This is a genomic window from Xanthomonas sp. NCPPB 3761, assembly GCF_041475705.2.
GTDB classification, from domain to species: Bacteria; Pseudomonadota; Gammaproteobacteria; order Xanthomonadales; family Xanthomonadaceae; genus Xanthomonas; species Xanthomonas phaseoli.
Map to the genome: position 1 here is coordinate 2,443,300 of NZ_CM191262.1, position 22,548 is coordinate 2,465,847.

The 22,548-nt window shown below is 64.0% G+C and carries 21 protein-coding genes; 14 read left to right on the forward strand and 7 right to left on the reverse strand.

Going from position 1 to position 22,548, the window contains the following annotated elements; all coding sequences use genetic code 11:
* The first annotated feature begins 62 nt into the window (after positions 1 to 62).
* The gene (gene infA / locus ACCQ00_RS10735; RefSeq protein ID WP_002813418.1) at positions 63 to 281 is read left to right on the forward strand and encodes a translation initiation factor IF-1; all 219 of its coding nucleotides are present in this window, start codon (positions 63 to 65) and stop codon (positions 279 to 281) included.
* A gap of 284 nt (positions 282 to 565) precedes the next feature.
* Here infA and clpA read toward each other — a convergent pair whose 3' ends face one another.
* Together clpA and clpS are read right to left on the reverse strand one after the other, a co-directional pair.
* Complete coding sequence (gene clpA, locus ACCQ00_RS10740; protein WP_039569859.1) at positions 566 to 2,848, reverse strand: ATP-dependent Clp protease ATP-binding subunit ClpA; 2,283 nt, start codon at positions 2,846 to 2,848, stop codon at positions 566 to 568.
* Positions 2,849 to 2,990: 142 nt separating this feature from the next.
* On the reverse strand, positions 2,991 to 3,311 hold the full coding sequence (gene clpS / locus ACCQ00_RS10745) for an ATP-dependent Clp protease adapter ClpS (protein ID WP_017158321.1): 321 nt from the start codon (positions 3,309 to 3,311) through the stop codon (positions 2,991 to 2,993).
* 101 nt (positions 3,312 to 3,412) lie between these two features.
* Here clpS and ACCQ00_RS10750 point away from each other — a divergent pair, with 101 nt between their 5' ends.
* From ACCQ00_RS10750 to ACCQ00_RS10775, 6 genes are all read left to right on the forward strand, one after another.
* Entirely contained in the window at positions 3,413 to 3,565 is a 153-nt protein-coding gene (locus ACCQ00_RS10750; protein WP_162292270.1) for a hypothetical protein, read from the forward strand.
* A complete protein-coding gene (locus tag ACCQ00_RS10755; RefSeq protein ID WP_039569862.1) occupies positions 3,562 to 4,020 on the forward strand; it encodes an NUDIX hydrolase in 459 nt (152 codons plus the stop codon). The genes ACCQ00_RS10750 and ACCQ00_RS10755 overlap by 4 nt, the downstream gene beginning before the upstream one ends.
* Positions 4,017 to 5,153 carry a tRNA 2-thiouridine(34) synthase MnmA gene (gene mnmA, locus ACCQ00_RS10760; protein WP_039569865.1) on the forward strand — a complete coding sequence of 379 codons (1,137 nt, stop codon included), beginning with the start codon at positions 4,017 to 4,019 and terminating at the stop codon, positions 5,151 to 5,153. The genes ACCQ00_RS10755 and mnmA overlap by 4 nt, the downstream gene beginning before the upstream one ends.
* Complete coding sequence (hflD, locus tag ACCQ00_RS10765) at positions 5,153 to 5,767, forward strand: high frequency lysogenization protein HflD (RefSeq protein WP_017158324.1); 615 nt, start codon at positions 5,153 to 5,155, stop codon at positions 5,765 to 5,767. Before mnmA ends, hflD begins: the two co-directional genes overlap by 1 nt.
* A gap of 60 nt (positions 5,768 to 5,827) precedes the next feature.
* Positions 5,828 to 7,105 carry a methyl-accepting chemotaxis protein gene (locus ACCQ00_RS10770; RefSeq protein ID WP_014090132.1) on the forward strand — a complete coding sequence of 426 codons (1,278 nt, stop codon included), beginning with the start codon at positions 5,828 to 5,830 and terminating at the stop codon, positions 7,103 to 7,105.
* 86 nt (positions 7,106 to 7,191) lie between these two features.
* Positions 7,192 to 7,476 carry a hypothetical protein gene (locus ACCQ00_RS10775; RefSeq protein ID WP_039569866.1) on the forward strand — a complete coding sequence of 95 codons (285 nt, stop codon included), beginning with the start codon at positions 7,192 to 7,194 and terminating at the stop codon, positions 7,474 to 7,476.
* A 961-nt stretch (positions 7,477 to 8,437) separates the two neighbouring features.
* Here the strand turns inward: ACCQ00_RS10775 and ACCQ00_RS10780 are convergent.
* Positions 8,438 to 11,224, reverse strand: a complete 2,787-nt coding sequence (locus tag ACCQ00_RS10780) for a sensor domain-containing protein (RefSeq protein ID WP_017154641.1) — start codon at positions 11,222 to 11,224, stop codon at positions 8,438 to 8,440.
* A gap of 120 nt (positions 11,225 to 11,344) precedes the next feature.
* Here ACCQ00_RS10780 and ACCQ00_RS10785 point away from each other — a divergent pair, with 120 nt between their 5' ends.
* Both ACCQ00_RS10785 and ACCQ00_RS10790 read left to right on the forward strand, forming a co-directional pair.
* On the forward strand, positions 11,345 to 13,477 hold the full coding sequence (locus ACCQ00_RS10785) for a sensor histidine kinase (RefSeq protein WP_039569868.1): 2,133 nt from the start codon (positions 11,345 to 11,347) through the stop codon (positions 13,475 to 13,477).
* Between the two features lie 3 nt (positions 13,478 to 13,480).
* The gene (locus ACCQ00_RS10790) at positions 13,481 to 15,202 is read left to right on the forward strand and encodes an EAL domain-containing protein (RefSeq protein ID WP_017154643.1); all 1,722 of its coding nucleotides are present in this window, start codon (positions 13,481 to 13,483) and stop codon (positions 15,200 to 15,202) included.
* A gap of 160 nt (positions 15,203 to 15,362) precedes the next feature.
* On the opposite strand, the gene ACCQ00_RS10795 is transcribed toward ACCQ00_RS10790, so the two are convergent.
* From ACCQ00_RS10795 to flgA, 4 genes are all read right to left on the reverse strand, one after another.
* On the reverse strand, positions 15,363 to 16,589 hold the full coding sequence (locus ACCQ00_RS10795) for an ATP-binding protein (protein ID WP_039569870.1): 1,227 nt from the start codon (positions 16,587 to 16,589) through the stop codon (positions 15,363 to 15,365).
* Positions 16,590 to 16,755: 166 nt separating this feature from the next.
* Positions 16,756 to 17,088, reverse strand: a complete 333-nt coding sequence (locus ACCQ00_RS10800; RefSeq protein WP_003482942.1) for a flagella protein — start codon at positions 17,086 to 17,088, stop codon at positions 16,756 to 16,758.
* A gap of 15 nt (positions 17,089 to 17,103) precedes the next feature.
* Positions 17,104 to 17,415: a flagellar biosynthesis anti-sigma factor FlgM gene (gene flgM, locus ACCQ00_RS10805; protein ID WP_003482943.1), complete on the reverse strand. Its 312-nt coding sequence runs from the start codon at positions 17,413 to 17,415 to the stop codon at positions 17,104 to 17,106.
* Between the two features lie 66 nt (positions 17,416 to 17,481).
* A complete protein-coding gene (flgA, locus tag ACCQ00_RS10810; RefSeq protein WP_017154646.1) occupies positions 17,482 to 18,126 on the reverse strand; it encodes a flagellar basal body P-ring formation chaperone FlgA in 645 nt (214 codons plus the stop codon).
* A gap of 386 nt (positions 18,127 to 18,512) precedes the next feature.
* On the opposite strand from flgA, the gene ACCQ00_RS10815 reads away from it, so the two are divergent.
* The 5 genes from ACCQ00_RS10815 to flgE all read left to right on the forward strand — a co-directional run bounded on the left by ACCQ00_RS10815 (position 18,513) and on the right by flgE (position 22,543).
* Entirely contained in the window at positions 18,513 to 19,457 is a 945-nt protein-coding gene (locus tag ACCQ00_RS10815; protein WP_017154647.1) for a chemotaxis protein, read from the forward strand.
* Positions 19,458 to 19,772: 315 nt separating this feature from the next.
* Entirely contained in the window at positions 19,773 to 20,174 is a 402-nt protein-coding gene (flgB, locus tag ACCQ00_RS10820; protein ID WP_003482950.1) for a flagellar basal body rod protein FlgB, read from the forward strand.
* Between the two features lie 3 nt (positions 20,175 to 20,177).
* The gene (gene flgC, locus ACCQ00_RS10825; protein ID WP_005914451.1) at positions 20,178 to 20,585 is read left to right on the forward strand and encodes a flagellar basal body rod protein FlgC; all 408 of its coding nucleotides are present in this window, start codon (positions 20,178 to 20,180) and stop codon (positions 20,583 to 20,585) included.
* Positions 20,586 to 20,622: 37 nt separating this feature from the next.
* Positions 20,623 to 21,288 (forward strand): flagellar hook assembly protein FlgD, encoded by a 666-nt coding sequence (locus ACCQ00_RS10830; protein WP_003482955.1) that lies wholly within the window; start codon positions 20,623 to 20,625, stop codon positions 21,286 to 21,288.
* A gap of 31 nt (positions 21,289 to 21,319) precedes the next feature.
* Positions 21,320 to 22,543 (forward strand): flagellar hook protein FlgE, encoded by a 1,224-nt coding sequence (gene flgE / locus ACCQ00_RS10835; protein ID WP_003482957.1) that lies wholly within the window; start codon positions 21,320 to 21,322, stop codon positions 22,541 to 22,543.
* Positions 22,544 to 22,548 lie beyond the last annotated feature (5 nt).

Consider the following 22,548-nt stretch of genomic DNA (forward strand, 5'->3'; position numbering starts at 1 on the left):
ATGGCGCGTAAAATGCCGCCCCTTACGGCCCTGCCGGGCCAGCCGTGATTGCACAGGATTACATGTCGAAAGACGACTCCATTGAATTCGAAGGCAGCGTCAGCGAGACGCTTCCCAACACCACGTTCCGGGTCAAGCTGGAGAACGGGCATGAAATCATCGCCCACATCTCCGGACGTATGCGCAAGAACTACATCCGCATCCTGACCGGCGACCGAGTCAAAGTTGAGATGACTCCCTACGACCTGACCAAGGGTCGTATTACCTACCGCATGAAGTAAGCGGTCCTGGTACGCCAGACGCGAGGCGGCCATTGGCCGCTTTTTGTCGTGCCTGCAATTTGAGCGCACGGTAAAAGGCGCCAACCGAGAGGCACTGCCCCGCTCCGCACCGGCTGCTCGGCAACGTGCCTGCAGCGTAGGAACGCATCACTGCCGCCTCGACCATCAGGCATTCCCGCCAGGCGGGCCATCGTCAGGGCGCGTGATTGCAATACGCGCTGAAGACGCAAAAAAGCCGCTCTTTCGAGCGGCTTTTCGTTACCTGCCAAACACCTTAAAGGCGATCAATCCACAGTCGCGGGCAGCAGACGCTCCGGTTCCGGATGCGCCTCGACCACCAGTTCGCCGTCCTTGACGTCGATGTTGACCCGGCCACCGTCCACCAACTTGCCGAACAGCAGTTCGTCGGCGAGCGGGCGCTTGATCTTCTCCTGGATCACCCGCGACATCGGCCGCGCACCCATCAGCGGATCGAAGCCGTGCTGAGCCAGCCAGTCGCGCGCGGTCGGGGTCGCCGACAGGGAGACGTGCTTTTCCTGCAACAGCATTTCCAGCTCTATGATGAACTTGTCCACCACCCGCAGGATGTGGTCGAACGCCAGCGGCTGGAACTGCACGATCGCATCCAGGCGGTTGCGGAACTCGGGCGTGAAACCGCGACGGATCGACTCCATCGCATCGGTGGAATGATCCTGCTTGGTGAAGCCGATCGACCGGCGTGACGCCTGGGTGGCGCCGGCATTGGTCGTCATCACCAGGATCACGTTCTTGAAGTTGGCCTCGCGCCCGTTGGTGTCGGTCAGGATGCCGCGGTCCATGACCTGCAACAGGATGTTGAAGATGTCCGGATGCGCCTTCTCCACCTCGTCCAGCAGCAGCACGCAGTGCGGTGTCTTGACGATCTTCTCGGTCAGCAAGCCGCCCTGATCGAACCCGACATAGCCCGGGGGCGCACCGATGAGACGGCTGATCGAATGTGCTTCCATGTACTCGGACATATCGAAACGCACCAGCTCGATGCCCAGCTGCAGCGCGAGCTGCTTGGTGACTTCGGTCTTGCCGACACCGGTGGGGCCGGCGAACAGGAAGTTGCCGATCGGCTTTTCCGGATTGGCCAAACCCGAGCGGGCCAGCTTGATCGAGCCAGCCAGGGTTTCGATCGCCGGATTCTGCCCGAAGATCACCATCTTCAGGTTGCGCTCCAGGTGCTGCAGCACATCCTTGTCGGTCGCGCTGACTTGCTTGGCCGGAATCCGCGCCATCTTGGCGACGATGGTTTCGATTTCTTCGATATCGATCAGTTCCTTGCGCTTGCCTTCCGGCAGCAGGCGCTGCCGCGCACCGGCCTCGTCGATCACATCGATCGCCTTGTCCGGCAGCAAGCGGTCGCCGATATGTTTCACCGACAGGTCGACGGCCGCCTGCAGCGCGTCGTCGGCGTAGGTCACGCCGTGATGCGCCTCGTACTTGGGCTTGAGGCCCTGCAGGATCTCGAACGTCTCGCCCACGGTCGGCTCGACGATATCGATCTTCTGGAACCGACGCGCCAGCGCACGATCCTTCTCGAAAATGCCGCGATATTCTTGAAACGTGGTCGAGCCGATGCAGCGCAGCTCCCCCGACGACAGCGCGGGCTTGATCAGGTTGGAAGCGTCCATGGTGCCGCCAGACGCCGAGCCGGCACCGATGATGGTGTGGATCTCGTCGATGAACAGCACCGCATTGGGCACCTTCTTCAACGCGGCCAGCACGCCCTTGAGACGCTTTTCGAAATCGCCGCGGTATTTGGTGCCGGCCACCAGCGCGCCCAGATCCAGCGAGTAGATCACCGCATCGGCCAGCACTTCCGGCACGTCGTTGTCGACGATGCGCTTGGCCAGGCCCTCGGCAATCGCGGTCTTGCCCACACCAGCCTCGCCTACGTACAGCGGGTTGTTCTTGCGCCGGCGGCACAGGACCTGGATGGTGCGCTCGATCTCGTCGCTACGGCCGACCAGCGGGTCGATCTTCCCGTTGCGTGCCTGATCGTTGAGATTGGTGGCGAACTCGGCCAGGGCGTCGCCCTTGGCCTCGCCCTCCCCGCCCTCACTCTTGGACTCGCCATCCGGAGCGGACGGCTGCTCGCCGTCCTCGCCCAGCTTGGCGATGCCGTGCGAGAGATAATTGACGATATCGAGGCGGGTGATGTCCTGTTGGTTCAGGAAGTACACCGCGTGCGAGTCCTTCTCGCCGAAGATCGCGACCAGCACGTTGGCGCCGGTGACTTCCTTCTTGCCCGAGGACTGGACGTGGTAGACCGCGCGCTGCAACACGCGCTGGAATCCCAGGGTGGGCTGCGTGTCGCGCCCGTCGTCTTCGGCCAGGCGCGAGACCGAGGCTTCGATTGCCTGTTCCAGGTCGTTGTGCAGGCGCACCTGGTCTGCCCCGCAGGCCTTGAGCACGGCCTGGGCGGAAGGATTGTCCAGCAGCGAGAGCAGCAGGTGCTCGACGGTCATGAACTCATGACGCGCCTCGCGTGCTCGCTTGTAGCACTGGCCGATGGTTTGCTCTAGGTCTTTGCTGAACATTGGTAACTCCGAACGGCTGTTGCCAACAATATGCGGCTTTTGTTGGGATTTTCCACAACCCTATCGGATAGGCATGTTCAGACAGCGTTAGCACGTGATCGCAGCCACACTGTTGCGCTCCTGGAATGATCTAGCGGGCGCCTCAGGCCTGTTCCATCGTGCACAGCAGCGGGTGCTGGTTCATGCGCGAAAACTCGTTGACCTGGGCCACTTTCGACTCGGCGACCTCACGGCTGTAGACCCCGCACACGCCACGCCCGCGGGTGTGAACGTGCAACATGATCTGGGTGGCCTGCTCCAGATTCAGGTTGAAAAACTGCTCCAGGACGGTCACCACGAAGTCCATCGGGGTGTAGTCGTCGTTCAGCAACAGCACCTGGTAGCGCGGCGGTGGCGCCACTTCCGGCTTGCCGGCTTCGACCATCAGGCCGTGGTCGTGTTCGTGTGAGGTATTCCGAGGCATCCGGCCATTATACGGTTCAACCTTGCGCGCATTGGACGATTTACGCTGTGGCCCGCACAATTTGTCTCCAATTCCTTGGCTGGCCCTTGATGACCGACCCCATGACCGCGCAGTTGCTGGCGCCGTCGTCGACCGCAGATGCCCTGATGCGCACCGTTCACGACGGCGCAGTCGTGTCGGGGTGGTACCGCAGTGCCGGTTACGTCGCACGAGCGGCGCACTGGTGGCCTACCGCGCTGGAGCAGATTCGATGAGTACACCAGAGCAACGCTGGCATCCCGATGTGACAGTGGCCATAGTCGTGGTGCGCGATGGACGCTTGTTGCAGGTGGAAGAAGCCATCGGCGGCCGCTTGCTGCTGAACCAGCCTGCCGGGCATCTGGAGCCGAACGAAAGCCTGCAGGATGCCGCCGTGCGCGAGACCCTGGAGGAGACTGGCTGGGACGTGCGCCTGACCCAGTTCATCGGGACCTACCAATGGGTTGCGGCCAACGGGCAGTGCTTCTTGCGCTTTGCGTTCGTTGCCGATGCGCTGACCCATCACCCCGAACGCAGTCTGGACACCGGCGTGGTGCGCGCGTTGTGGATGACCCCGGACGAACTGCGCGCCTCCACCGGGCGCCTGCGCAGCCCGCTGGTGTGGGAGGTGGTCGCCGATTACCTGGCCGGGCAGCGCCATCCACTCTCCCTGGTGCGGCACATCGCATGAGTACGCCGCGCATTGTGGTGGGGGTGTCAGGCGGCGTGGATTCGTCCGTGGCGGCGTGGAAGCTGGCGCAGCAAGGCGAACCAATCGCCGGGCTGTTCATGCAGAACTGGGCCGATGACGGCAGCGGCGATTGCCGCGCCGAAGACGACCGTCGCGATGCGGTGGCGGTGTGTGGCGTGCTGGGCATCCCGTTTCATTTTCGCGACTTCTCCGGCGAATACTGGAGCGGCGTGTTCGAGCATTTCCTGGCCGAGTATGCGGCCGGACGCACGCCCAACCCCGACGTGTTGTGCAATCGCGAAGTGAAGTTCAAGCATTTTCTGGATGCGGCACAGGCGCTGGGTGCCGAGCGCATCGCCACCGGCCACTACGCGCAGGTGGCGCATCGCGGTGGGCGATGGCGGCTGCTGCGTGGCGCCGACCGCGGCAAGGACCAGAGCTATTTCCTGCATCAGCTGGGGCAGACGCAGTTGGCAGCGACCCTGTTCCCGATCGGCGATCTGGAAAAAAGCAGGTTGCGCCGTATTGCCCAGGATGCCGGCTTGCCGACCCATGCCAAGAAGGATTCCACCGGCATCTGTTTCATCGGCGAGCGCGATTTTCGCGAGTTCCTGGGCCGCTATCTGCCGGCGCGCACCGGCGAGATCCGCGATCCGCAGGGGCAGCGCATCGCCGAGCATCCGGGGGTGTTCTACTTCACCCTGGGCCAGCGCGAGGGGCTGAATATCGGCGGCGTGCGCGGGCGGGCGGCCGCGCCGTGGTACGTGGTTGGCAAGGATGTGGCCAGCAATGTGCTGTATGTGGACCAGGACCGCGACAGCCCGCTGCTGCAATCGCGCTGGCTCCGGTCCGAACAAGCCCACTGGGTGACCGGGGCGCCGCCGGCGCGCCGGTTCAACTGCACTGCGCAGACGCGCTACCGTCAGCCCGACGAGCCCTGCACGGTGGATGTGCAGGACGATGGCAGCGTGCAGGTGCGCTTCGAACGGCCGCAACGGGCGGTGACGCCGGGGCAGTCGCTGGTGCTGTACGACGGGCAGGAATGCCTGGGCGGCGCGGTCATCGCGGCGACCGACGCACCGCTGGAACGCCAGTTGGCGGGATCTTCTTTTTCCTCTGAGGTAGTGGCTTGATGAGTGTTTCCATGGATCACCGTGTGCTGGCGCTTGCCGGGGTTGCTCAGGCCCTGCAACAAGTGCGGCGGATCGCCGAGACCGGGCATTCGGAAGCGGCGACGGTACGCACCGCCATGGACAGCGTGTTCCGTGTGGACGCTGCCTCGCCGGAGGCCGTGTACGGCTCGGCAGCGGCGCTGGCACCTGGCCTGCGCCTGTTGCATAACTACTTCCGCAACCAGGGCCAGGACGAAGTGCTGCCGCGCCTGGCACTGGCCGTGCTGCAGCTGGAGCGTCGGTTCGTACGCGATGCCAGCACCGTCGCCACTGTCGCCAGCGGAATCGACGCGGCAGCGCGCCAGGCCCAGCAACTGGGCGACAGCAGCCACCCCGATGTGTTGAGCGCGCTCGGCGGGCTGTACGCGCAGACCATCAGCCACCTGCGGCCCAAGGTCATGGTGCAAGGCAACCCGCACTACCTGGGCCAGGCGGGTGTGGTCGCGGAGATCCGCGCGCTGTTGCTGGCGGCAGTGCGCTCGGCGGTGCTGTGGCGGCAGATGGGCGGCAGCCTGTGGGATTTCCTGTTCGCCAAACGCGCAATGATCGAAGCGGTGGACCGCGCGTTGCGCTAACGGGCGCGGAAAACCGCCTACATCTGCGCGCTAGCGGCCGCTGAGGCGCGTCAACGGCGGTTGAACGGGCCAGGCGATGTAGCGATCGTCGCTAAAGACAACGGGGGCAGTGCCGATACAGCAACCGTGACTCTGCCGAGAACGCCCATGTATTCACGTCCACTCATCCGTCTAGCCGCCCCTTTGGCTCTGACCTTGCTGTTTCCTTTCGCTGTCGGATTCGACTGGCCCGCTTCGGTGCGCTGGGCGATCCTGGCGACCATGACCCTCAGTTGGTTGGGTTTCGCTGCCTGGGTGACGTATTCCCAGTTCCGGCCTAATCCGGACCAGGCCCGCATCCTGCGCGAGCAGGATCAACTGCTCAACGAACTGCGCACGTTTGTCAGCAACGAAGTCGACGGATCGCGCTCGGAAGTCGAGCGTGCCCGCGAACTGATCCGCCAGGCCGTGTCCGGCCTGGGTGGCAGCTTCGAAGCGATGAACCGCAAATCGCGTCAGCAAAGCCAGGCACTGGCCCGCATCGTCGACCGCGCCGGTGACGATGGCAGCGCCGGCGTCGACGTCGCCCGCTTCGCCCAGCATGCCAGCTCCCGCATGGAGCAGTTGGTGGAAGCGCTGGAACAGGTGAGCGGTCAAAGCACCAACACCGTCCATCACATCGATGAGATGGCGCAGCACCTGGACGGCATCTTCGCGCTGCTGGAAGACGTCAAGTCGATCGCCGACCAGACCAACCTGCTGGCCTTGAACGCCGCCATCGAAGCAGCACGTGCCGGTGAAGCCGGTCGCGGCTTCGCGGTGGTCGCCGACGAGGTGCGCAACCTGTCCGAGCGCTCCACCACCTTCAACGAGCAGATCCGCAAGCTGGCGCACAGCTCCAAGGAATCGATCGCGAAGGTGCGTGAAACGGTCTCGCAGCTGGCCTCGCGCCATATGGACCGCTCCCGCGAGGCGCGCCACGAATCGGCCGCCATGCTGGAGAACGTCGCCCAGATCAACGCCTCGTTGGGCGATGGCATGCGCGAAATCTCCGAGTGCGCACGCTCGATCGATGGCAGCGTGGCCGAAGCGGTGCGTGCCCTGCAGTTCGAGGACATCGCCACGCAGACGCTGAGCGGCATCCACACCCACCTGGATCGCCTGACCGCGATCAACCGCGAAGCGGTGGCGCTGCAGGAACTGCTGCATCGCAATGGCGGCGTGTACGACAGCGACCTGGTCGCCGCGCTGGCCAAGGTGTCCAACCGCCTGCGCGACATGCGCGTGGAGTGGGAACGCCCGCCGCACAAGCCGGTGGCGCAGCAAGGCATGGGTGCCGGCACGGTCGAGTTGTTCTAAGACCGATGTCGCCACGCAGCTGCTGATTCCGACATTCCCCGGCCCTCCGGGGATTTGTCGTTCCGTCACGACCTGGTGTTTCGCCCATGACACTTGTTGCCCCGAGCATCGATGCCCCTACCGCCGCACTGCAGGCCGCTGCGCTGGCAGCCGCACACGCCGAGCGCATCGCGCAAAGCGATGCAGCCAGGCCTGCACTGCGGCGTGTCCGCATGCCTGCCGCGCTGGAACGGCTGGAAAACAGCGCACGCGCGGAGCTGCTGGCCCTGATCAACCCGCGCCGTGTATGCAGCGAAGAAGAGCTGTTGTTCGCCACGGTGGCCTGGGATCTGGGCCTGGATGGTGCCGCGGTCAGCGGATCGGCGCGGTAAGCCCAGCGCCGTACAGCGGGGCGTGCCTCGGCAGGCGCTCCGCTGGTTGTTTCCACTGCCCGAGATCGACGTTTTTTGCACATGCATTGCCGCCAGGGTGCTTCCGCATCACCCCGTGCCGACTCGCAATACTCTGCGTACGCGGTACTGTTCGCGCGCAGCATCAGGGTGAGCTCTCCCCTGCCCGTCTGCTCAGCCATTCTTGTGACCGAACGTGCGCCTTGGGTCGCTACGCCTATCGGAAGCCTGTGCGAGGCAATCGCGCGTCCGCTACGTGGCGGCGCAACTCCCTCACGCTCTATTGCCGGGCAAACCCAACTACGTCCTTGTCGCCTGAGCACCCCAAGTCATTTCAGCAGTGGAAATCGACCCGTCAGTTGCGGCGATGCTGATGTGTCGCCTGGCTGCGGGATCCTTGCGCGCGCCTCATCGCAGGACAGATGCAACTACAGCCTGAAGAGCTTGCACGGCATCCATTCCGTTCGAGTTCCTGCAATGGCGGGCGGGCAATGACCATCGAGATGGTCGCTGCGCGATCTGCGAGTGCATCAATCTGTGCTCTTCACTTGCCAACCAGGCAAGTCCCGGGTGCGATGTCCTCCCCGAGTGCGGAAGCGTTGGACCGGCATGGAGGTCGCCATCGAACTTCAATCGATGGACCCGCAGCTTGTCCTGCGAGCAGTGAGGCATCGCGCCAACTTCGACGCTGGGACGTTGTGGTGGTCTTGCAGCTTACGTCAGCTTGAGCGTCGTTGATGCCGCCACAACGTCTGTGTGGACGCCCTCACAGGTTGCCCTGTGGCTGGCGAGGCGCGGCATGCCCGACCTAACAAGTGATCAGCGGCGTTCGAACGCCGCGACGGCCTGCCATCTCTGATGTCTTCAAGCCAGTGGGCAATACACACCGGCTACTCGTAAGACGGCTGCTGCAGCTTAAACCCACGCAATGCCGCACACTGGGTCAGTTGGCAATGACCAGACGCGCGCCCAACCGCATGCCGGCGTCGGCTTCGCGCAACCACTGCGCCATGTCGCGCGGCGAGAGCGGGCGGGAGTAGAAGTAGCCCTGGATTTCGTCGCAACCCTGCTGGCGCAGCAGTGCATCTTCCTGCACGGTTTCCACGCCTTCTGCGACTACCTGCATGCCCAGGGCGTGGCCCAAATGGACGATGGCCTGGGTGACTTCGGCCGTATTGGCGTCGTCGAGCATGCCTTGCACGAAGCTGCGGTCGATCTTCAGGCGCTGCACCGGGAAGCGATTGAGGTAATGCAGGTTCGAGAACCCGGTGCCGAAGTCGTCCACCGCCAGCAGTACGCCGTTCTGTTCGAACAATTCGAAGCAGCGGCGCAGCGAATCGGAGTCGCGAATCAAGGCAGATTCGGTCAGCTCCAGCTCCAGGCGCGAAGGCGGCCAGCCATTGTCGCGGCAGATTTCCAGCACGCGCTCGGCAAAGCCGCGTTCACGCAATTGCACCGCAGACACATTCACCGCAACGCGGCTGAAATGCAGCCCGGCTCGATCCCAAACCACGGCCTGACGACACGCTTCGCCGATGACCCATTCGCCCAGACGCACGATCTCGCCGCATTCTTCGGCGATCGGGATGAATTCGACCGGGCTGCAGGGGCCGTGGCCAGGGCGATTCCAGCGCATCAGCGCTTCGATGGCCGGCGATGCATCGTCCACGGTGTTGACCAGCGGCTGGTAGACCAGCGTAAATTCTTCGCGCTCGAGCGCGCCTTGCAGCGCATGCTCCAGCTCCAGGCGGCGCTGCGCCCGCAGCAGCACGTCCTGGCTGTAGTAATGGTACGTATTGCGCCCGGATTCCTTGGCTGCATACATCGCCGCATCGGCGGCGCGCAGCAGGCTGTCGAAATCCGATAGCCCTTCGCCCTGCAGCGCGATGCCGATGCTGGCGCCGAGCTTGAGGGTGACATGCTCCTTGCGCAGCGGCTCGCCGAGCGCGGCAATCAATTTACGCGCCACGTGGCCGGCATCTTCGGGCTCGGACATATCGCGCAGCAGCACGATGAATTCGTCGTCGCTGAAGCGACCGAACAGGTCGCTATTGCGCAGATGTTGATGCAGGCGCGAGGAGGCCAGCTTAAGCAGGTTGTCGCCGGTGGCGTGGCCGAACGAATCGTTGATGCTCTTGAAGCCATCCAGATCGATCAACAGCATTGCCAATGTCTGGCCGCGCTCGTTCGCTTCGCGAATGGCGTTTTCTGCCTGCTCGCGCAACAAGAAGCGGTTCGGCAAACCGGTCAGACGGTCGTAGTGGGCAAGCAGCTCGATGCGCTCGTTGGCTTCGCGCTCGCGGGTGATATCGCGGAACAAGGCAACAAACCGCGGCGGCAAGCCCTCGCGACGATCCAGCTCGATCAGCACCTGCACCCAGACACGCTGGCCGGAGTTGCGATAGAAACACAGCTCCAGCTGCTCGGGCAGGCCGCCATCGGAGATACGCAGCAGCGCCGCCTCGAAAGCGTCGCGCGAATCCTGGGTGTACAGCGACAGCGCCTGCTCCAGGGTGATGGTTTCCTTGCGCAGGCCGTGGATGCGATAACACTCCTCGGTCCATTGCATGCGCCGGGTGTCGACCTCGATCTCGCAGCCGCCGATCTTGCCCAACGCGGACACGCGGTTGAGCAGCTCGGTGCGCCAACGGATCAGCGCGTCGGTCTGGCGTTGTTCGGTGACGTTCTGCAGCTGGCCGAGCACGCGCACCATGCTGCCGTCGCCATCGAACACCGGCTGTGCCCACACGCGTAGATGATGCGGGTTGGCGCCGAGCAGGCCGTTGATTTCCAGTTCGAAATGCACCGGCATGCCTTCGTGCTTGATCTTGCGCCAGGCGCTGCGTAGCTGCGCAACCGAAGGCCCGGCCAGCAGGCGCAGGATGTCGCGGATGCCTTGCAGACGAACCTGGGTCATGCCGAGTTGTTGCAGGAAATCCTGCGACACCCACAGCGCATCGTGATGCGAATCCCAGCTCCAGCTTCCCATGCTGGCGATGCGCTGGGCTTCTTCGAGCTGTGCCTGCTGATCGCGCAGCTGCTGCTCGAGCAATTTGTGATGGTGCACGTCGGTATGCGTGCCGACCATGCGCAACGGACGTCCGTCGGCAGTGCGCGAGACCACGCGACCACGATCCAAGATCCAGCGCCACTGGCCGTCGTGCTGGCGTAGCCGAAATTCGGCCACATAGGTGTCGGTGCGGCCTTCCAGATGCGCCTGCACCGCCGCGCTGACATGCGCGTGGTCTTCCGGATGAATCAGTCCGGACAAGGCAGTGAGATTGTTCGGCAGCGGCTGCTCGGAATACCCGAGCATGCGTGTCCAGCGCTCGGAGCGATACACCACATCGGCCGGAATATCCCAATCCCACAAACCGTGATCGGCGCTGTCCAGGCCGATCTCCCAGCGACTGGTGCCATCGGCACCCTTGGGTTCGGGAATGCTCAGGGTGAATGCCATGATCTGGCCGTGCTCGTCGCAGACCGCACGCAGCCAGCCTTCCAGCCGGCCGCCGCCGGTGCCCGGCAAGACGCAGGGCGCCATGCCCCCGCTCTCGGCCAGCTGGGCACGGCTGCTTTCCAACACATCGGCGTATGCGCCAAGGGTTGCCGGCAATCCGAGGGATTGCGCAACGCGGTTGGCCGCCAGAGGCTGGCCATGCGCATCCAACAACACCACCGCCGAGGTCAGCGGGTGCTGCAGCATGCTTGCAATGACGCCTGAGTCCACTCTGGAACACTCCGAAGAATCGACCCCGGCCTTCGGAGTCGCAATGGATAACGGCCGTGCCGGCGAATAGTTGAGCGGCCTGATGCGAGCTGGACCGTACCGGCCCGAGTTACGGATAAGATGGCCGCATCGCCAGCACTCAAGGTCGTCCGCGGATCCATGCAACAGCCCGTCGCCGCGCCCGCATTTTCGTCTGCCCCCGTCTCCTGCCTTCGTCTCGCCGAGCGCCTGCAGCAAGGCCTGTGGACACTGACCGGCCTGTACCTGCTGGTTGGCGTGATCTGGCTGCTGCTGGGCAACCGGCTGCTCAACCTGGCCGGCGCCGCCATGCCGGAGCGTTGGTCGGACGCGAGCTTTCTGGTGCTGTCCAGCATCGTCATCCACCTGGTGCTGCGCCGCTTCACCGGCTTGATCGTGGACGAGTACGCCAAGCTGGCGCAGTCCGAGGCGTTGCTGCAGGCCAAGTTCCTGGCACTGCCCAGCCCGGCCTTCATCTACGACCTGGCCACCATGCGCATCCTCGACGCCAATCCGGCGGCGCTGGAATTCTTCGGCTGGGAGCGCGACGAGTTCCTGCAACAGACGCTGCAGGCGATCTGGCCCAATGCCGATGGCGAGCGGCTGGAAGAAATCATTGCGCAGATCCGTGGCAAGGGAGATGCAACGTGCGTGTTGAACGAAGACCTGATGACGCGCAGCGGCCCGCGACATGTCGAGGTGCGCAGCAACCAGCTGCACCTGGCCAGCGGCCCTGCCCGCCTGGTCGTCACCGTAGACCGCAGCGAGGAGCGCCGGGCGCAAGATCTGCGCGACGAGGCGCTCGAGCGTCTGGAGGAGGCGCAGAGCATCGCGCGGCTGGGCTCCTGGCAGCTGGATCGCACGACCGGCCTGGGACGCTATTCGCCGGCGGTCTACCGCCTGCTGGGGCGCAGCGTGCCGATGCATCGTCGTGAGCATCGGCTGGAGGAATTGCTGACCGCCTCCGACAGCGCGACCCAGGTGCGCATCGAACGCATGATCGAAGACATGTGTACCGGTGGCGAGGTGCAGATCGATGTGCTGCTGCCGCTGACCGGTGGCGATTCGCAACCGCGCACGGTGCATCTGCGCGCCGAAAGCGTGACCAGCCCCAGCGGCGTGCGCCATGTGCACGGCACCTTGCAGGATGTCAGCGAACGCGAGCAATCGCGCCGGCTGCTGCGCGAACGCGAGGAGCAGTTTCGGGAGTTGGTGCGCGTGCTGCCCGACGGTGTGCTGATTCTCGCCGACGAGCATGTGATGTACGCCAACGCGGCCGGCTCGGCCCAGTTCGGCTTTCAGGGCGAAACCATCCTGGGAGAACCGCTGCAGACCCTGGTGGGCGACACCGACCTGCCGGTGGTGCGCGAATACCTGCGCGCAGGCAGCGACCGCAATGAGCCGGTGTCCAGCGCACGCGCGATGCGTCGTCGCGACGGCAGTACCTTCTATGCAGGCCTGTCGGCCGGCGACATCCGCTATGGCGGACGCAGCTGCAAGTTGCTGGTGGTGCGCGATCTGAGCGAACCCGAGCGCATGCGCGACGCCCTGGCCGAGAGCAATGCCGAACTGCAGGCGATGGCCAAGCGTCTGTTTTCGTTGCAGGAAGACGAGCGGCGTGCCATCTCGCGCGACCTGCATGACGACATCGGGCAAGCGATCACTGCGATGAAGCTGTCCGCGCACGCGGCCCTGGATGAACCGGACGCGGACGCGCGCCGCGAGGACTTGCTGGAAGTCGTGTCGCTGGCCGACACCACGGTGACCAAGCTGCGCAACCTCTCGATGCTGTTGCGTCCGCCACAACTCGATGCGCTGGGCCTGGAGGCAGCGCTGCGCTGGCAGGCCTCGATGCTGTTTCGCGCCTCGCAAGTGCGCCTGGAGCTCGATATTCAGGCGCTTGAAGAAAGGCCGGGCAACGAGATCGAACAGGCCTGCTTCCGGATCGCGCAGGAAAGCCTGACCAATGCATTGCGACACGCCTGCGCCGGCGAAGTGCACCTGCGTCTGCATTCGATCGATGCCGACAGTTTCCGCCTGGAAGTCAGCGATGACGGCGATGGCTTCGAGCCGGAGGGTCCGCGTGGGCTGGGACTGATCGTGATGCGTGAGCGTGCGCAAACCGTCGGCGGCACGCTCGCGATAGAATCAGCTCCCGGAGCAGGCACGCGCGTGACGTTGCGCCTGCCCTATCACCCGGTCGGCGAGTCCGTCCACGACGATGGTGGACGTTGAGTCATGTGGAGCCCCGTAATCCCGCCCGGACTGGAAATCGTCAAGCCCACCCGGCTTGGCGCGGGCAATCCCGAGTTGCTGCACCTGGTAGACGCGGCCGCGTCCGGCGGCCCGTCGCTGATGATCTTCCATGTCGATATCGATCACTTCGCCTCGATCAACGAGAACATGAGTGGCGAGGTCGGCGACCAGGCGTTGACGCTGGCAGCGCGCAGGCTGCAGGAATTTCTCGGCACGCGCGGCAAGCTGTGGCGCCACGGCAGCGACGAAATGGTGATCGTGGCGGTGCGTCGCGACGACACGCCGCTGCCGGAAGATTTTGCCGAGGAGATCCGTCAGCAACTGGAACTGCCGCTGTCGGTGCTGCCGTACACCTTGTTCATGACCGGCAAGGTCGGCATCAGCCTGTGTCCGGAACATTCCACCTCATTGTCCACGCTGCTGGATTACGCCGAAGAAGCCAGCTACCAGGCCGCGCGCGAAGGCGGCAACACGGTGCGGCTGTACACGCGCAACTCGGCCACCAACGCGCATAGCGAAAGCATCATTGCGCGACAGATCGTCGATGCCATTCCGCATGGCGAGCTGCGCCTGCGCTATCAACCGCTGGTGAGCGCGCGCGATGGCCGCATCGTCGGCATGGAAGCGCTGCTGCGCTGGCAATCGCCCACCCTGGGCATGCTGGTGCCGGAACGCTTCATGCGTACCGCCGAGCGCCTGGGCGTGATCGTGCAGATCGGCGAATGGGTATTGCAGAACGCAGTACGCCAGGCGCGGCTGTGGCGCGACCAGGGTTTCGACGATTTCAGCATCGCAGTGAATGTTTCCACGCTGCAGCTGCTGCGCCCGGGCTTCTTCAACGAAGTGATGGCGATGCTGCAGACCGCCGGCGTGCCGGCGCAGTTCGTCACGCTGGAGATCAACGAAAGCGCGTTGACCAACAACGTCAACTTCGTCCACGAGACGATGGCCAACCTGCGCAATGAAGGCATCAGCCTGAGCCTGGACAACTTCGGCACCGGCGATTCCAGCCTGAGCGCACTGGTGCGCTACCCGGTGGACCGGCTCAAGATCGACCGCAGCTTCATCAAGAGCGCACCGGCCGGCAGCCGCGAGGCGGCGATTGCGCGCGCCATCATCGCCATGGGCCACCAGCTCGGCATGACGGTGATTGCCAATGGCGTGGAATCGCAGGCGCAGCTGGGCTTTTTGCGCCGCAACGATTGCGACATCTTCCAGGGCTACCTGTTCGGCGAGCCGATGTCGGCCGAGTCGGCCGGCATGGCACTGCGCCGGCGCTATCTGCGCCCGGAATCGTTCGCCGAAAGCCGCCCCGACCGCACGCTCTTGCTGCTGGACGACGAAGAAAACGTGCTGCGCTCGCTGGTGCGCCTGTTCCGCCGCGATGGTTACCGCATCCTGGCCGCCGGCAACGTGCGCGACGCTTTCGACCTGCTCGCCACCAACGATGTGCAGGTGATCCTTTCGGACCAGCGCATGAGCGACATGAGCGGCACCGAGTTCCTGGGCCGGGTCAAGATGCTCTACCCGGACACGGTGCGCCTGGTGCTGTCCGGCTACACCGACCTGGCCACCGTCACCGAGGCGATCAACCGCGGCGCGATTTACCGATTCCTGACCAAGCCCTGGAACGACGACGAGCTGCGCGAGCATATTCGCCAGGCGTTCCGCACGCATGATGAGTTGCGTAACGGCCGGGAATAGGGATTGGGGATTCGGGATTGGTTAGAAGCAGAGTGCTGCGCGATTGCTTCAAATAGCCCATTGGCGATCAGCAATAGCAAGAGCCGCTTCTGCGAATCCCCAATCCCCGCGCTTCAGCGCTACTGCGAATCCCAAATCCCGAACAACCAATCCCAGCCCGTCAGCGCGGCTGCCGGATCGGTAGCGTGATCCTGAAACTGGCGCCCTGCCCCGGCGTGCTTTCCACGTCGATGCGGCCGTGGTGCTTGTTGATGATGCCGTAGGAAATCGACAGGCCCAGGCCGGTGCCGCTGCCGACCGGCTTGGTGGTGAAGAAGGGGTCGAAGATGCGCTGCAGCAGATCCGGGGCGATGCCGGCGCCGCTGTCCTGGAACTGGATCCAGACGTTTTCCGCTTCATCGCGACCGGTGGTCACGGTGATCGTGCCGCGCTCGACGATGGCCTGGCCGGCGTTGAGCAGCATGTTCATGTAGACCTGGTTGAGCTCGGATGGCAGGCACTCCACCAGCGGCAGCTCGGCATAATTGCGCTCCAGCGTGACCTTGTACTTGAGCTCGTTCCAGATGATGTTGATGGTGGATTCGAGGCCCGCATGCAGGTCGACCATCTTCCACGACTCGGACCGGTCCGAGTACGAGAAGTCCTTGAGGTCGCGCACGATGCGGGTCACCCGCTCGATGCCTTCGCGCGATTCGGCCATCAATTGCGGCAGATCGCGACTGATGAAGTCGATGTCGGCGCGGTTGCGGATCTCGTCGATTTCCGGAATCAGCGCCTTGGGGTCCGGCGCCTGCAGCGCACGCTCGTAAGCTTCGATCAGGGTGAACAAGCTGCGCAGATATTCCTGCAGGCTGCCCAAATTGGAGTGCACATAACCGATCGGATTATTGATCTCGTGCGCCACGCCTGCGGCCAACTGGCCGATGGAAGCCATTTTTTCCGATTGCAGCAATTTGTCCTGCGCACCGTTCAAGCGCAGATAGGCCTGGCGTAATTCGGCGTGGCGCTGTTGCAGCTCGCGCTCGTAATCCTGCTGGCCTTCGATGTTGTGGAACAGCGCCAGAAAATGCCCGGCCCCGTACTCTTCGTTGTAATACAGGTGCGCAATGACCACCCGGTCGGCGACCGGCAGGCTGCCGGTCCAGCTGCCCTTGCTGCGCGCTTGATTGAGTGCGTCCGATGGCAATACCTGCGAGATGCGTTCGCCCAGATTGCGATCGTCGGTGGGGTCTTCCTTGCACAGGCTCTGGCGTGCGATGGCATTGGCCAGAATCAGCTTTCCGTCTGCGCGGAACAGCAGCAGCCCCTCCATCATCTGGTCGCCGAAGGCGCGCAGGATGTCCGGGGACGGCAATAAGGCTTGATTGAGAAAAAACTTGGCGGTCACGGGAGCAGGCGGCGTAGAGGATGCCTCAATATACGCCGAACCATTGACGCTCCGTATCGTCGTCGTGCATTACCCGGCGATGCGACGCAGAACGAACGGCACCTGCCTGCTCGCCCAGGCCTGCGGCGCCATCTGCAGCCCGGTGCGCTGCAAGACAGCCTGCAACTCAGGCCACTGCCAACGAACGCCCGCCGCGCAACACGCTCGATTGCCCCTTGGCATCGTAGGACGGCGCACTTTCGGTGCGGCCCAGGTGACGCAGCGCCCAGTTCACTTCGCGGCGCCGGCGTGCCAGCAGCGCGCCATTGGCGCGATTGGCTTCGGCCAGCTCACGCAGCCGCTCTTCTTCGCCTGCAGGCATCGCCGCTTCCAGCGCTTGCAGCGCCGACAGCTTGTCCTGCGTGTGTCGCATCAGCCCATCGATGTCGTTCTCGAGTAATGCCTGGCGTTCGCCGGCCAGCGCATCGCTGAGACGTTGCAGGAACTCGTTCACGTTCATCCTTTCAGTCGGGGGTCAACCCGCCAGTTGCTGATTCAGATCCATCATGCGGCTGGCGATGGCGTCCGGGTTGATGGAATAGCTGCCGTTCTGCAATGCATCCTTCACCGCCTGGACACGACCGGTGTCAATCGCCGAGGACTGCGAAAGCTCGCGCTGCAGGTTCTGCAGGTTGGTGGCTTCGCCGGTCAACTTGACGCTGTCGGTCGGCGGGGTTGCGGCAACCGGGGACGCGCGATCTTCGCCGGCCGAAGCGATCTTGCTGCTGGTGGCCGTGGTGCGAAGGGTGGCAGCGGTCGGTAGATTGCCTTCGATTTTCTGGGTCATGTCAGGAACTCCTCTACAGGTCGTAGGGGATAACGGCACCCAGAAAAAAAACTTTATAGAAATTTTTTACCTGGAGACCACAACGGTTCCGCTCGCTTCAACGATGCCCTGCACCACCCGGCGCGAGGACGAATTTTCCACCGACACGCGCTCGTTTTCGCCGGCGTCCGACAGGGCGCGACCACTCATGCGCACCTCCAGCCCGCCATTGCGCGCCACCAGCGGGACGGTGTCGCCGCGCCGGACCAGCCGCTGCGTCACCAGATCGTTGGCCGAAAGCAGCGAGCCGGCCGGCAGGACGCGCCGGGCGGTCTTGCCCACCGCAGCCACCGGATCGGCCAGCACCGCGCCGACGATGCGGGCGGCGTCACGCTTCTCGATACTGATATCGGCCAGCGAGATGGTTTCTCCAGCGCTGATGCCGCGGCGCAAGACCAGCACGTCCTGATTGCGACGCACCTTCAACGGCACGAACAGGCGCCAGCCGGCCGGCTGCGGGCACGCCACTTCCACCGTATTGGTGCCGGTGGGCTGCGCCTGCAGCGCGATCGGGCAAGCTGGCATGCGCAGGCCCGGATCGAGCGTGGCCTCGGCCTCGGCGTCCGGGCCGACGGTGGCCAACGCCGCAGCACGGATGGAGTCGACAGACTGATAGCTCTGGGCCCAGGCCGGAGCGGCAGCCAACAAGATGACAAGCAGGAGCAGGCGCATGGGACCAGATCCGGAGGAAGACGGGACAGACAGTGCAAGCGGCGTGCCTGTTTTTTGCCGGGATTGGGGATTCGGGTTTGGGGATTCGTAAAAGCGGCTTTGCGGGTGATGCATTTATCCGCTGCCGAAGCCCCTTCACCGACCGGATCTCTCCGACAACCATCACCGAAGCTCTCAAGGATGCAGAAGCGGCAGCGGCAGACAAACTCGCTAATGCACGCTTTTGAGCGAATCCCTAATCCCCACTCACCTCATCCCGGCGCTTGAACGAATCCCCAATCCCGAATCCCCAATCCCGGCGCTTGAGCGAATCCCCAATCCCGACAGCGCCCCCAACCACCCACAAAGCCCTCAAGTTTCCCGATGGCGCTGTCGATATCTGCCCCATGACCCACGATCTGCTCAACCGCATCGACCAGCGCACGCGACTGGCTGGCCACAATCGACTGGCCCTGCTGCTGTTCCGGCTGGGCGGACGCCAGCTTTTTGGCGTCAACGTCTTCAAGGTGCAGGAAGTGCTGCGCCGGCCGGAATTGTTCCAGGTGCCCGGCTTGCCGACCGAGTTCGCCGGCGTGGCCGACGTGCGTGGGCGTTCGGTGCCGGTGCTGGATCTGGGCTTAGCCATCGGCCACCCGGAACGCGACTCGCATTCGGACAACGGTCCCGGCTATTTGGTCGTTGCCGAGTTCAACCGCTCGGTCCAGGGTTTCCTGGTCAGCGGCGTGGAGCGCATCGTCAATATTGCGGTGGAAGATATCCACCCGCCGCCGGAACTCGGTGCCGAAGCCACTTATTTGACGGCGGTGACGCGCTTCCAGGGCGAGCTGATCCAGGTCATCGACGTGGAGAGCGTGCTGGCCGATATCGCCAAGGTCAGCAAGGACGTGCAATTGGATCCCTCGCTGCAGCTGGTGGCCTACGATCGCCAGTTCCAGGTACTGGTGGTGGACGATTCACGGGTGGCGCGCCAGCAGATCCGCAGCGTGCTCGACCAGTTGGGCGTTTCGGCCACCCTGCTGTCCGACGGACGCCAGGCGCTGGACCATCTGCTGCAGGTGGCTGCCTCGGGCGAAAACCCGGCCGACCGCTACGCCATGGTGATCTCCGACATCGAAATGCCGGCAATGGACGGCTATACGCTGACGACGGAAATCCGGCGCACCCCGGGCCTGCAAGGCCTGTACGTGCTGTTGCACACCTCTTTGTCGGGCGTGTTCAACAACGCGATGGTCGAGCAGGTGGGCGCGAACGCCTTCGTGGCCAAGTACAGCGCCCACGAACTGGCCGACTATGTGCTGGCCCGCCTGAAAGTGGTCGCCGAAGCGGCCTGATCACACCTTTGGGCCGTGCAGTCGCTGAGCGGGGCGGCGCCCTCCCGCGCCTGTTCCCGCACAAAGTCGCCCGGCGGTGGAATTGCAGCGGCGTGAGCGCCCCCTCGCTAGGTCCTGATTCCTGCCAGGCAGGCTGGCCGTCCTGCACATTGCATAGCTAATCCCTGCAGCTGCCCAGCGGGCGACCTATGTCGCGATCTCTGCCGGGCAAGCCCGTTTTCGGCTGCTCCGGGTGCTCTCCCGGCGCGGTTCCTCCCCACTTCAATTTGGCACAAACATTGCTTCCTCCCTGGCAACACTTCGCGGGAGAGCACCGTGTCCAGTCCCTTCTCTTCGTTCCTCGGCGTCCATGGCGACGCGTTGACGCTGCGCGAGCAGCGCATGAAGCTCATTGCCAGCAACCTGAGCAATGTGGACACGCCTGGGTACAAGGCCAAGGACCTGAACTTCGAGGCGGCGCTGAAGTCGGCGCAGGGCGAGCAGGACGGCGGTCTGCTGCAGACCACCGACGCCAAGCATTACGAAGTCGGCGGCGGTGCCGGACTCAACCCCTTCCAGTTCACCCGCGAAGCCGACCAGCCCAGCCTTGACGGCAATACCGTCGATCCCGACGCCGAACGCGCCGCCTACGGCCGCGCCGCGCTGGAATACCGCGCGTCGCTGAGCTTCCTCGAATCCAAGGTGCGCTCGATGCTCACCGCGATCACGGGCCAATAAGTCATGAGCAATCTTCCCATCTTCGATGTGGCCGGCTCGGCCCTGCACGCGCAGTCGGTGCGGCTGAGCACCATCGCGTCCAATCTGGCCAATGCCGATTCGGTCGCAGGCTCGGCCGAGGCCACCTACAAGCCGATCGAGCCGATCTTCCAGGCCCAGCAAAGCCGGCAGGACCCCAGCCTGACCTCGGTGAACGTCAAAGAGATCACCACCACCAATGCACCGCCGATCCGCCGCTACGAACCCGGCCACCCGCTGGCTGACGCCGACGGCTATGTGTTCTCGCCCGACGTGGATCCGGTTTCGCAGATGGTCAACATGATTTCCGCCTCGCGCAATTACCAGGCAGGCGTGGAAATGCTCAATACCGCCAAGGAACTGGCGCTCGCGACCCTCACCATGGGTCGCTGACCCATCCTAGCTGACCCTTACCAACGGAATACTCCAGATGAGCACGATCGGCAGCGATCTCTACAAAAGCCTTGGCCTGAGTACCAGCAGCACCGTCGCCAAGAAGGAAGACGCACTCGGCCAGGCCGACTTCCTCAAATTGATGACCGAACAGCTGCAGCACCAGGACCCGCTCAAGCCGATGGAAAACAGCGCGTTTCTCGGGCAATTGGCGCAGTTTTCCACGGTGCAGGGCATTGGCGACCTCAATACCAAGGTCAGCAACTTTTCCGATTCGATGAACAGCGACCAGGTCCTCAAGGGGGCGGCCCTGGTTGGCCACAATGTGCTGGTGCCCTCGGCGCAGGTGGCGATCGATGCCACCGGCTCGGCCAAGGGCGTGGTCGCCGCGACCTCGGCCGGTTTCGTCAATTTCGAAATCACCGATGCCAACGGCACCTTCGTCAAACAGATCAGCGTGCCGGCCAGCGCCGCCGGTGAGGTGTCGTTTGACTGGGATGGCACCGACGCCAACGGCAATCGCATGGCGGCCGGCAAATACGGGGTGACGGCCACCCAGACCGACACCGCCGGCTCCAAAAGCAAGTTGTCTACCTATGTCCAGGCCCCGGTGGACAGCGTCACGATCGGCTCGGACGGTTTGTATCTCAACCTGACCGGGCTGGGCACTTCCCCGCTCGCCAACGTGCTCCGCGTCAGCTGAGCCGGCAACCAATATCTAAAGGAACTCATCCATGGGCTTCAATACCTCGTTGTCCGGCATCAACGCAGCCAATGCCGATCTGAACGTCACCTCCAACAACATCGCCAACGTCAACACGACCGGGTTCAAGGAATCGCGCGCCGAGTTTGCCGACATGTTCCAGAGCACCAGCTATGGCCTGTCGCGCAATGCGGTCGGTTCGGGCGTGCGCGTCAGCAACGTGGCGCAGCAGTTCTCGCAGGGCAATATCGACCCGACCGGACGCAGCCTGGACCTGGCGGTCTCCGGCGAAGGCTTCTTCACCGTCTCTTCCAACGGCGCCAAGATGTATACCCGCGCCGGCAATTTCCAGACCGACGCCAACGGCTATGTGGTCAACCCGCAGGGCGCACGCCTGCAGGTATTTGCGCCCAACCCCAGCGGTAACGGGTTCGACGTGGGCCGCCTGTCGGACCTGCAGCTGCTGACCACCGACAGCCCGCCCAAATCCACCTCGACGGTCAACCTGGCCTTCACCCTGCCCGGCAATGCCACCGCGCCGACGGTGACCCCGTTCAACCCGGCCGACGACAAGACCTATAGCCACTCCACCGGCGGCATCAATGTCTACGACTCGCTGGGCGTCAGCCATGTGCAGACCTCCTACTTCGTCAAGACCGCCAACCCCAACGAGTGGCAGGTCTACAACTACGTGGACGGCGCTGCGGTCGGTGCCCCGACCACCCTGCAGTTCTCCGATACCGGCGCGCTGACCACCCCGGCCAACGGCATCATCGCGATGGACCCGTTCACCCCGAGCACCGGCGCGGGCGTGCTGAACATGCAGCTCAACGTCACTGGCTCCACCCAGTACGGCGAAGCCTTCGCCCTGCGCGATACGCGCCAGGACGGCTACGCCAGCGGCAAGCTCAACGAGATCAGCATCGACACCAGCGGCGTGGTGTTCGCACGCTATTCCAACGGTGCCGACAAGCCGCTGGGCCAGGTCGCGCTGAGCAGCTTCGTCAATCCGCAGGGGCTGCAGTCGCAGGGCAACAACATGTGGGCCGAGAGCTACACCTCCGGTGCCGCCCGCACCGGCGCGCCGGACACCTCGGACCTGGGCCAGATCGAATCCGGCTCGCTGGAAGCCTCCACGGTGGACCTGACCGAGCAGCTGGTGAACATGATCGTGGCCCAGCGCAACTTCCAGGCCAACTCGCAGATGATCTCGACCCAGGATCAGGTCACCCAGACGATCATCAATATTCGGTAAGTCGG